Origin of the sequence: Gottfriedia sp. NPDC056225, from assembly GCF_042267765.1 — a bacterium.
GTDB lineage: Bacteria > Bacillota > Bacilli > Bacillales > Bacillaceae_G > Gottfriedia.
On sequence record NZ_JBHJTJ010000072.1, the window covers coordinates 1 to 11,691 of the forward strand.

Genomic DNA, 11,691 nt, shown 5'->3' on the forward strand with positions numbered 1-11,691 from the left:
ATATAAATATTATGCAGGTTTTTCTGAAGGATTTGTTGAAGATATTTTAGGTTTACTTGAGATAAAAACAGATGATATTATTTTTGACCCATGGAATGGTAGTGGCACAACTACATATGTTTCATCAATTAAGAATATCAAATCTATTGGAATAGACATGAATCCTGTTATGACTATAATTGCAAAAGCAAGATTACAGGATTTTACAGAAAATGATACTAAAATTAAAGAAATATTGACTCAATCTAGAAAATATCGGACCACAATAACGGAAACCGATGCATTGTGTAATTGGTTTTCTATTGATACAGTTAAAAAGATTAGGAATATTGAAAGAGCGATTTTGGACGGACAGTTTATAGGGTCAATTATAAAAGATGATAACTTTACAATAAATCAAAGTTTTTATTGTTTAGCGCTTTTTAATTCAGTAAAAATGCTCTCGAAAAATTTCAAATCATCTAATCCAACTTGGCTAAAAAAGCCTATAGAAAATAATAAAGTAAAAGCAACCCGAATAGAGATTGAAAAAATTTTCTTAAATGAACTTAAAGAAATGAACAATGTTCTTAGTAAAAAAGAGGGGAGTATGCAATTATTCCCAGAGATAAAGATTGGAGAGTCTGAAAACATCAATATTAATGATGAATCTATAGATGTAGTAATTACTTCACCTCCATATTGTACTAGATTAGATTATGCAGTAATGACTAGTATAGAATTAGCTATTCTAAATTTGACAGAAGATGATTTTGTCAAATTAAGGCACTCTTTAATAGGTGCACCTGTAATTCATAAAGAGCAATCACAACCATTGAAAGAATGGGGAAAAACGTGCTTAGAGACTTTAAAAAAAATAGAATTACATGTATCTAGAGCTTCAAAGAGTTACTATTTAAAAACTTATCAACAATATTTTGATTCCATATATGCTTCATTAAAAGAAATTAATAGGGTCCTGAAAAAGGGGGGGAAGTGTACAATTGTAGTACAAAATTCATTTTATAAGGATATATTAGTAGATTTAAAAGAAATCTTCATTGAAATTCTTAAAGGATTTGGCTGGGAATTAGTATATATTTATGAATTTAATTCAGATAATAATCTAGTTGATATCAATACCAAAAGTAAAAAATATAGAGTGGATTCAAAAATTAAAGAATTCGCAATTATTTTTAGAAAGGGTGAATAAAAGTTGGGAAAAGATAACCAAACATCACAATTAGAATTATTAGAAATTATAGATGATAAAATTGAGCAAGTGCGAACTAAAAGTTTAGATTTATCTTTTAATGAAATTTTAGACATGTACAAGGATGGAGAATTTAAAATTGATCCGGCTTATCAAAGATTGTTTAGATGGCCACAAGAAAAAGAGTCACAGTTTATTGAATCGTTAATATTAGAAATGCCCATCCCACCTATTTATGTAATTGAACAAGAAGAGAGTGTTTATGAACTTATAGATGGCTTACAAAGGATTTCTACTTATTTGCATTTTAGAGGGGTTTTACAAAAAGAACAATTAAATATAGAAAATGAAGATGAAATAGATGATGGATCAGAAGATGAAATAGATGAACAAATAGTTGATGAATTAACAAAATTAAATGAATTAGATGCATTAGAAACAAAAAGGGAGTCAAATCTTTTACGTTTAGAAGGTTGTGATATCGTAAAAGAGCTGAATGGATTAACATATAATGAGTTACCAAAGACATTACAAATTCGACTTAAAAGAAGTTTTGTGAGAGTAGAGGTTATTCGTAAAGGTAGTGATCCAAGATTAAGATACTATATGTTTAAGCGTTTAAATACAGGAGGAGAAATATTAAGCGACCAGGAAATTAGAAATTGTACAATTAGGCTATTAGATGATAAATTTAATGATTTTATAATCGACTTAAGCTCAAATGTTGACTTTAAAAATACAATTAGTCATTTAAATAAAGAAAGAGTTGAAAAAAAAGAGGATCAAGAGTACATACTTAAATATTTTGCTTATAAATTAGATAGGATTAATTATAAGAAAAATATTGGTCCTTTTCTAACCAGTTTTATGGAGAAGGTATCTGATAGTAATCATTCTGACAAAATAGATTTCAACTATGAAAAGGAAAAAGTAGAATTTGAAAAGACTTTTAAGATTTTGAATTTAACTTTGGGTGAAAAATCTTTTGACAAAAAACGTCAGGGGAAATATGTAGCTGCAATTACATCTACTCATTTCGATGCTTTTACAATGGGATTACAACCTTACCTAGATAAAATCGATACCTATGATACTGAACTAGTATCAAATTTAAAGAATATTTTGGATGGTGCAAAAACAAATAAGAGCTTTTTAGCGAGTGCTTCAAATGGAGGTAAAAATACACGGAATTTTCTTGCAAATCGTATAGAAGTCATAGAAAACTTGGTTGGAGAGTTTTTAAATGGAAGGAAGTAAAATATTAAGTATCCGTGAAGAACTTGAAAATGAATTAACTTGGCGAACGAATGAGCTGAAGATTTTAAAGAATCAACTTATAAAAATACCCAAGCCAGAAGATCGAGATATTTATAGAAAATCACTAGTAGTAATGCTATACGCTCATTATGAAGGTTTTTGTAACTTTGCTTTTCAAACCTATGTTATTGCTATTAATGAAGAAAATCTCCTACGTAAAGACGTAAATAGCAACTTAGCTGCCGCTTCAATGCATCAAGAATTCTCATTATTTGAACAAGATGAGTACAATGAAAATCGTTTTAAAAAGGTTTTTGGTAAGAAGCCCCCTGAAGATAATAAGTTATTTAAATTTTCAAAGAGAGTTTATTTATATGAGGCTTTTGATGACTTCTTAAATCAAAAAATTGAAATTCCCGATAAAATTGTTAATACAGAAAGTAACTTATGGCCAGTAGTACTTAAGAAGCTACTTTATAGCCTAGGATTACCAGAAAGTACATTTGCAAGGCATGAAACTTCAATCAAGAATCTAGTTAGTACAAGGAATGGAATTTCTCATGGTCAAAAAAAAGATGGAATAAGTGAAGTAACTTTTGAAGAGTTAGAGAAGTCAACAAATGAGATTAATAATTCGATAATTAAATTGATATATAACTCATTAATAAATAAAGAGTACCTTAATCAAAATATCAATGATCTTTGACAGAAAATGAATTTGTTAAGGGCGATAATATATTGGTAAATTAGGTATTTAAAGGGATACGATTTTGAATTAAACAAATAAATCTCCTAATTTTTATAAATCTTATTCTTAATTTTATGTTAAATGAATGAAAAGAATACAAATTTTCCTAAGGATTTTGTGAAAAATTGACTCCCTGTTGAGATTGCAGCAAGTAGGTACACATTTCAGGTCTACTAGTTTGACTATGATTACAATTGGTGTAATTGAGTTTATTTTAGAATCGTAAAATTAATTATAAGTATAGTGGTATGTTACAGTCAAAAGTAACAAATCTAAATAATGAAAAACACTCAATAAAAATGTATTAATTGGTTGCTAGATATTATCAACCTGAAACTGGCGTATTCTTATCTCTTGATCCGGAACCTGGTGATGAAGATAATGCTCTTACTCAAAATGGATTCACATATGTAAGTAATAATCCTCTTATACAATATATTGATACGGATGGTGAATCACAAGCGTCTAGTACGTTTTTATCCAAAAACATTTTAGAGTGATGAAGAACAAGAATAATAATACTTCTCAGTTCTTCCTAACTTTTGGTAAGCTTGAATAGTAATGAAGCAGTTAAAAGCGCAGATTTATTTACAATTAAACTCAAAATTTTTAATCTAACTCACTTCTTATTATTCTTTTTCACAATATGACCTTGAAATTATTAAACGGCACAGAAGAGATTATAATCGACTGAGCTTTGCTGTTCAATTATGTGTTCTATGCTATCCTGGATGATACCTTTCAGTTGTTTGACCTATTCCAGATTACATAATCGAATATATAGTTAGACAAATAAATGTTAATCCTAATTCATTTTCTTTATATGCCCAGCGAGAGCCAACTATACATGAACATATGGAAGAAATCCGTCATTGATGGATACTTCATTATGGACATATTTAAATATTGAAGAGCAGTTTACAGACACAGCTGACTACGCCAACTAAGTATTTGAATTTTGTCATTTACTAGGATTTCGTTTTGCGCACCAAGGCTTCGCGATTTAGCTGACTCTAAGCTATTCACGATCCAAACGCCAAATGATTTCCCAATATTAACTTTGATGCAAGAAAGGTAACAAGTCTACATCCCTACGCCCTCTTCTTCAATAATATAAAAGGCCGATGATTCCTTAGCGTAGGAAAAATCGGCCTTTTTACTTTGGAATTTCTCTTAGTGTAAGTTTTCTGCGTTTTGTTGGTAGGACCCCAGAATATACAAAAGAAAAAAGGAATAAAAAATGGAAAATATTATAATTGCAATAAGTTTATTAAAAAAATATAATATAAAAGGCTTTAAAATTAACGAATTTTTAATGGAGGTGAATTTGAAAGAGTGTCCGTTAGCTTTTAAAGCACAAATAAATATTTTGGAGTAAACTACAGCATGAGCACGCAAAAACTAAGGCGAATTTTTACTAGATTACTAGTATCTGTTCTTTTAATAAGTTCAGTACCCTTGAAAGCATTAGCAACTGAAATTATTCCCGCAGAAGATGCTAATGCAGATTTGATTCCTGTAAAAAAGACAACAACAAATAGACAAGCATTGTCTACTATGGAATCGAAATCCGAAATCGGAGAACTAATTGATAAACGAACAGAAAATACTAAAACGTTTTATAACGGTAATGGACAATACACGGAAAAAATTTATTCTGAACCTGTCCATATAAAAGAAGAAGGAGAAGAAAAATATGTAGAAATCTCTCCTGAATTAACAGAAGCACAGTCTCAAACAAACATTGTAAAAACCGAAAATACCGCTATTGATACAGAATTCCTCAAAAATATGTCCAACGGCAAATATGCTGAATTTTCATATGAAGGACATTCGATGTCATTATCAATATTGCAAGCTACAGGAGAAAATAAAACACCATTAGAAGCAAATGATGTTGATGCCGAGTTTGTTGAAAATACAAATAAAATTGTTCACAAAGACATTTTTCCTCACATCGATCTTCAAAACCACACTTTTAATGAAAATATTAAAGAAGATATCGTTTTAAATCAATATGATGGTTATCATATTTTTACATTTAAACTCTTAACAGATTTAACTGCTTCAATAGATGAAGATGGTAATATCCAAATGAAAGACGAACAAGGTAAGAAGGTATTTGAATTACCAAAGCCTTATATGTCAGATTCTAAGATTGATGAGGAAACTGGTGATACAGTCATCTCTGATAAAGTAAAGTTTGAACTCAAAAAGATTGAAGATGGTTATAAGTTAACAATAAATGCTGATAAAGATTGGTTAGCAAGTCCCGGTCGAGTATTTCCTATTTATATCGATCCAACGACATCCGTTACTAACTCATCTGATGCATTTGTTTCAAGCAATAACTCTACAGTAAATTATTCTACTGCTACTTCTAAGTGGGATTCTTCTTTAGAAGATTATGTACTGAAAGCAGGTCAATTTGATTCAGCGACAGGAACAGCATTCGCTTTTCTAACACAACCCTCACCTACAGGGTTAAGCAATGTCACAATCAATGGTGCAGAGTTCCATGCTTACGTGGCAGATGCGTCTTCTACAGCTAATCTCTATCTAGATCGACTAACAACATCATGGTCTAGTTCGACGGTAACATGGAATAATAAGCCTAACTCAACAAAGATTGCGAATCTATCAGTTGGGAAAGGGAAATGGATAAACTTTGATGTCACTGATGTAGTGAAAAGTTGGCAAGCAGGTACCTATTCAAATTACGGCTTTAAGTTTCATATGAATGGACAAGCTGCTTGGAAGAAGATTATTTCAACAAATAGTTCATCTAAAAATGCCTATATCTCAGTTGACTATACGATTCCAGTAAATTCTTCCGTACCTTCACCTGAATTACTGTCTGCAAAAGCATATAGTTACGGTACTGGTGATGGAACAGGATATGTCGATATTAATTGGAAATCGGTAACTGGTGCAGATAGTTATATCGTTTGGATATATAATGGTACAGCATATGAAGGTTTCCCTGTCGAAAAGGGAACAACATCATTTAGCACAAAAGGTAAAAAAATCTGGCCAAAGCAAAGTGCTATTGATAATGGACGTAGGCTACTCTACCATACGGATATTGACCAGGATAAAGATGATCGTCAAGAGTTGCCAATTAATCCATCTTATTTATATAAAGCTTCTGGAGGAGCCTATCCAACTGTAAATTATTTTTGGTTCAGGGTTTCGGCTGTTAAAGATGGAGTTGGGACTAGCCCAACAAATGGTCAATTAAATCCAACAATTCCTAACTTAAAAAATCCAGCTAATTTTACGATTAGATCGTATACAAATATGGTTGGAACTAAAACTGGCTATGTGACTTTAGATTGGGAAAAAGTAACTGGAGCAAAAGGATATAAAATTTGGATTTTTAATGGAAAACATTATGAGTCATATGATGTCGGTGATGTTGATCATTGGACGACGCAGAATAAGGGGATTTGGCCAAAAGATTCTGAAATAAATGGAAGTATGACTTATCTACATCATCCAGCTGATGAAACAAGTACAAGTTATGGTGGAGCAGAATTACCAGTTGACCCGACAAACTTGTATGGAAATAATGGGACAACTCATAATAAAAACCCTAACTATTTCTTTAAAATTAGTGCATATGATACCGGTGGTCAAGAAACAGTTTACACACCTTATTTAAAGACACCAATTGGTGAAAATGTTCCTTTCTTAGGTATGGAGGAATATTGGTCATTTGTAGATGTACCTGGTGGCAGTATTAATACAGCTACAGGGAACTTTATTGCTACTGAAAATGACTTTTCTTTAGGTGGAAAAGGGCCTGGAATATCTATTGATCGAACATATAATAGTCAATCATCTTTAAAAGGTTTATTTGGATATAATTGGCATAGTAATCTGGATTCATCTATTAATCTAGTTGGAAATGAAGCTAACTATATTGATGAAGATGGAACTTTATTAACATTTGTAAAAGATACAAATGGAGTTTATCGTCCTCCAACTGGAACTGGAATCTATTTAGAGTTAACTGAAAATGATGATAAATTAAAATTAAAAGATACAGATCAATCAATAAAAACATTTGATAAAACTACAGGTAAACTGTTAAGTATTGAAGATGGATACCATGTAAAAACAACATTTAACTACACGGATAATCAACTTACATCAATAACGGATTCTTCTACTCCAAATCGTAAGGTCGATATTACCTATAATGAAGAAGGGTATATTAGTCAATTAAAGTTATTATCGGATGAACGGTTAATCAAGTATACGTATACTAATGATTTACTGTCAAAAGTAACTAATGCTAATGAAGAAGTTACAGAATACAGATATGACGATAATAATCAAATGACTCATTTAATAACACCGCCTATTTTAACAGAAGCACATACAACTATTATTTCGTATAATGGCGATGATAAAGTTGAAACCGTTAAAAATCCGTTAGGGCACACATATACCTTGGATTATGATACTGCATCAACGGACAAAAATGTAACAGTGACATTTCCAAATAGAAAGAAAAATCAATACTGGTTTAATGAAGCATCAAATCCAACTAAGGTTATTGAGGATTTAGATGGAGAAAAAATTACAACAACATCTTTATATGAAGGAAACGAATTAATTGAATCAACGGAGCCGAACGATTATGGTGATTCGCCGACAGAAACATATGCCTACGATGAGGAAGGTAACATTGATTCTGAAACGTCACCTTATGGTTCGGAAGATTATGATTACGATAATAAAAATAATCTTAAATTCTATGAAGATACTGAATCAAACGAGACATGGACTACTTACGATGGTTTGAACGCTGTATCTGATTATGCTGTACAAAATGCTGTTGCTTCGTATACAAAATACAATACTTATGGAAGTGAAGTTGAAACTACAAGTAATTTAAGTGCAGCTACTAACTTATTAATAAACGGCAGTTTTCAAAGTGGAATGGATGGATGGGCAAAAGTTGCTACACCTTTAAATGATTCGGGAACTGTTTCAATCGATTCGAATGGTAAGGGTGGACTAAGTGGAAATGGTTCACTAAAAGTATCATCGCAATCAACATCGAGTTCTTCTGGTTATCTTTATGCTTATCAAATTGTTCAAAATGTAAGTGAAAATGCAACTTATACATTTAGTTCGGATATTAAGTCTGATTTAACTGACGCAACTGCTGTATTTAAAATATTTTACTATAATGCTAGTGGAACAAACATTGGTAATTCTAACAGTAAGATTAATATAAACGGAAAGCAAGATTGGATTAATAAGCAATTTACATTTACAGCTCCAGAAGGTGCAACGAAGTTTCAAGTGAAATTAGAAGTCGATCACTCATCAGCTAGTGGTAAAGGAGATGTTTGGTTTGACTCTGTTCAATTAGAAAAAGCGGAATTTCAATCGAGTTTTAATCCCGTTGAAAATGGAGGATTTGAGAACGCATTATCGTCATGGACTGGAACTGGAGGAACTGTTGATACAACTGAACGTTTTGATGGGAAAAGTGCATTGAAAATTGTCCGTTCAAGCTCGACGGCTCCGACTAACGAATACAAGCAAACTGTGATAATTGGGCAAAAAACGGGTGATAAACCAATTAATTTCACATTAACAGGGATGTCTAAGTCAACTGATGTGAAAGCTAACGGATCGGATTCAAGCAATTATGCCCTAAAGGCAGTTGTAAATTATGTAGATGGTACAAATTCAACATTTAATGTAGACATCTTAGAGGGAACAAATGAATGGAATCGTGTATATAAAGAATTTTTAGCTGATCCTGACAAACCAGTCAATACAATTGATATTTCAGCAGTTTTTGGTGGGAATTTTACAGGAACTGCATGGTTTGATGGACTACGAATCATTAATGGTAAAAATAAAGTAGAATCAGTCTATGATTCTAATGATAATTATGTAAGTGACGTAATCGATGAAGAAAATAATGTTGTCCATTTTGATTATGATAACTACGGAAACAAGATTAAAGAAACAGATGCCAATAAATACATTAAAGAATTCCATTATAATAATGCGAATCAGTTAAATAAAGTAACATTTGAATATGGAACGACTATTGATTATTACTATAAAGCTGGATTACAAACGAATAAGACGATAAACAGTACAATAGACAACCGGAGTCAAAATTATCATTTCGATTATGATGAAAATGGAAACTTATTAAAAACTACTGGTCCTTCTGATGAAACAATAACAAATAAATACGATGAAAACGGAAGAGTAATTGAAACTACAAAGCCAAGCGGAGTAAGTATCTCCAATACGTATGATAATGCTGACAACATTAGTTCTATTTCTTATAATGGTGTGAAATATTATGAATATTCTTTTGATAGAAATAGAAATTTAATAACGGTTGAAGATTCAACGTTAAACAGGACAACTACAAATAATAAAATTGATGATCAAAATCGTGAGACAAAAAAAACGATAGTACAAAATGGATTTCCAGATTCTGTTCAAACATGGTCCTATCCAACTGATTCCGATAAGCTAAAAAGTACAACGTTTACCCAGGGGGCAACTACTGAATCAACAAGCTATTCTTACAATAGTTTGGACCAAAATACCGTTGTATCAAATTCGGAGAAAAACTTCACATATATTTATGATGAAAATGGAAATGTACGGTCATATAATTCATGGAATAATACTAATGCAACGTATCAATACACGAACAGGAATCTAATCGCATCTGAACGAATTCAGTTAGATAATGGAACAATAATTTTAAATGAATCATATGAGTATGATGCAAATGGAAATCGTTCAAAAATTAATCTCCCAAACAATCAAGCGGTTGTTTACACATACGATAAATTAAACCAATTAAAGTCAGAAGAATATCCTGATGGTACAAAAAAAGAGTATAGCTACGATGGCTTTGGTAATCGTGCAAGAGTTCAATTAACGAAAAATGGTTCAACGACAGAAATAAAAGCTGAATTTAATATAGAAAATCAATTAACTAAGCTTGGAAATAACAATATTGAATATGATATTGATGGAAATCGTAAGAAGGATGGAGATTATTCTTACGAATGGAATCCAGTTGGTCAACTAATTTCTGTAACGAAAAACGGAGAAAGTACGCCATTTGCGACCTATAAGTATGATGAGCAGGGTCGTCGGGTTGAAAAAACAGTTAATGGAGTAACCACTAAGTATTTCTACGATGGAGATAGTATCAATGTTTTATACGAGACAGACAGTAACGGAGTAGTCTTACGTTCTTATGTCTATTCTGCAGATGGGCAACGTCTTGCGATGAAAACACAAGGTCAAACTATTTACTATCACTACAACGCTCATGGAGATGTCATTGCTTTAACAGATGATGCTAAGCAAACAGTGGCTATATACACATATGATGCATGGGGAAATGTTATTTCTTCTACCTCTTCCGGTATAGCTGCTGATAATTCCTTTGGTTATGCAGGTTATATGTATGATAAAGAAATTAAAATGTATTATTTGATAGCGAGATACTACCAGCCTGAAAACGGCGTGTTTTTATCACTTGACCCACAAACTGGGAAATATGATGACTTAAATTCACAAAATGGTTATAATTATGCAAGTAACAATCCAATTTATTTTTATGATGTAATTGGAGAAAAAAGTCACTCTACTGATGGAGAAGAAGCTTACGAACTTGGTCAAAATGTTTATGACTTAATCAAAGCAATAAAAAAAGCTGGCGGAATTAAGAAATATGTTAAAAAAATTTATAAAAATAGCACGAAAGTTAATTCTAAATATGGGTCATATACGATTCATTTTAAAAATGGAAAAAAATATCATGGTAAAGGTCCATTGAAAAGGGCGTATAAATCTGCAAAAGAAAAGGCAGATCATAAGGATACCAAGGTTAAAAAAATTGAGTGGTCTTCAGCAAAAAATAACAGGGAAGCTTTTATTCAGGAACATAAGCGAATGGAAGCTGATGGAGGACATGCTTCAAGTGGAAATTATAATAGAATAGCTAGTCCAGGTGCAAAATATATAGAGCCCAAGTTTTAAAAATTAAAGAAGGTGAATTGAAAAGTGTTAATAAAATATAGAGAAGATGGATTAGCTATTGAGAGCAATAAAATAGATGAATATATTGACTATATAAACAAAAATAATGTGAAATCATTATATATTAGTGGTATGTACTATAACCTCAATAACATAAGTTTTCTAGAAAAGTGTCCTAATTTAGAAGTGTTAAATATTGGAAGTCAATTTATTAGTGATTATTCAGGTTTATATGGATTAAGTAATATTAAAGAATTAGAAATAACAAAAGCTCCAATAGAACTAATAGATTTTTCTAAAATTAATAGTAATATTAAAAGATTGAGTCTTATTCTTAATAAACAAATTATTAATTTAGAATATTTAAAAAATCTTGAATTTTTAAGTATTTATGATTTTAAATCAAAAAATAAAAATATCGATGAATTACCTACTTTTAATC

General features: G+C 31.2%; 5 protein-coding genes and 3 pseudogenes. All 8 read left to right on the forward strand.

The features are described from left to right. Positions 1 to 1,192, forward strand: a 1,192-nt coding sequence (locus tag ACFCYN_RS23455) for a DNA methyltransferase (RefSeq protein ID WP_375952188.1), incomplete at its 5' end; no start/stop codon positions are given. A 3-nt stretch (positions 1,193 to 1,195) separates the two neighbouring features. Next, positions 1,196 to 2,449, forward strand: a complete 1,254-nt coding sequence (locus tag ACFCYN_RS23460; protein ID WP_375952190.1) for a GmrSD restriction endonuclease domain-containing protein — start codon at positions 1,196 to 1,198, stop codon at positions 2,447 to 2,449. After that, a complete protein-coding gene (locus tag ACFCYN_RS23465) occupies positions 2,436 to 3,155 on the forward strand; it encodes an MAE_28990/MAE_18760 family HEPN-like nuclease (RefSeq protein ID WP_375952193.1) in 720 nt (239 codons plus the stop codon). The genes ACFCYN_RS23460 and ACFCYN_RS23465 overlap by 14 nt, the downstream gene beginning before the upstream one ends. Positions 3,156 to 3,505: 350 nt before the next feature. After that, a complete protein-coding gene (locus ACFCYN_RS23470) occupies positions 3,506 to 3,697 on the forward strand; it encodes an RHS repeat-associated core domain-containing protein (protein WP_375952196.1) in 192 nt (63 codons plus the stop codon). A gap of 118 nt (positions 3,698 to 3,815) precedes the next feature. Next, positions 3,816 to 4,067 (forward strand): annotated as a pseudogene (locus ACFCYN_RS23475) (DUF4158 domain-containing protein); the annotation flags it as partial. A gap of 29 nt (positions 4,068 to 4,096) precedes the next feature. Beyond that, positions 4,097 to 4,248 (forward strand): annotated as a pseudogene (locus ACFCYN_RS23480) (Tn3 family transposase); the annotation flags it as partial. Positions 4,249 to 4,583: 335 nt separating this feature from the next. Further along, positions 4,584 to 11,249 carry a DNRLRE domain-containing protein gene (locus tag ACFCYN_RS23485; RefSeq protein ID WP_375952199.1) on the forward strand — a complete coding sequence of 2,222 codons (6,666 nt, stop codon included), beginning with the start codon at positions 4,584 to 4,586 and terminating at the stop codon, positions 11,247 to 11,249. Positions 11,250 to 11,273: 24 nt separating this feature from the next. Next, positions 11,274 to 11,691 (forward strand): annotated as a pseudogene (locus ACFCYN_RS23490) (leucine-rich repeat domain-containing protein); the annotation flags it as partial.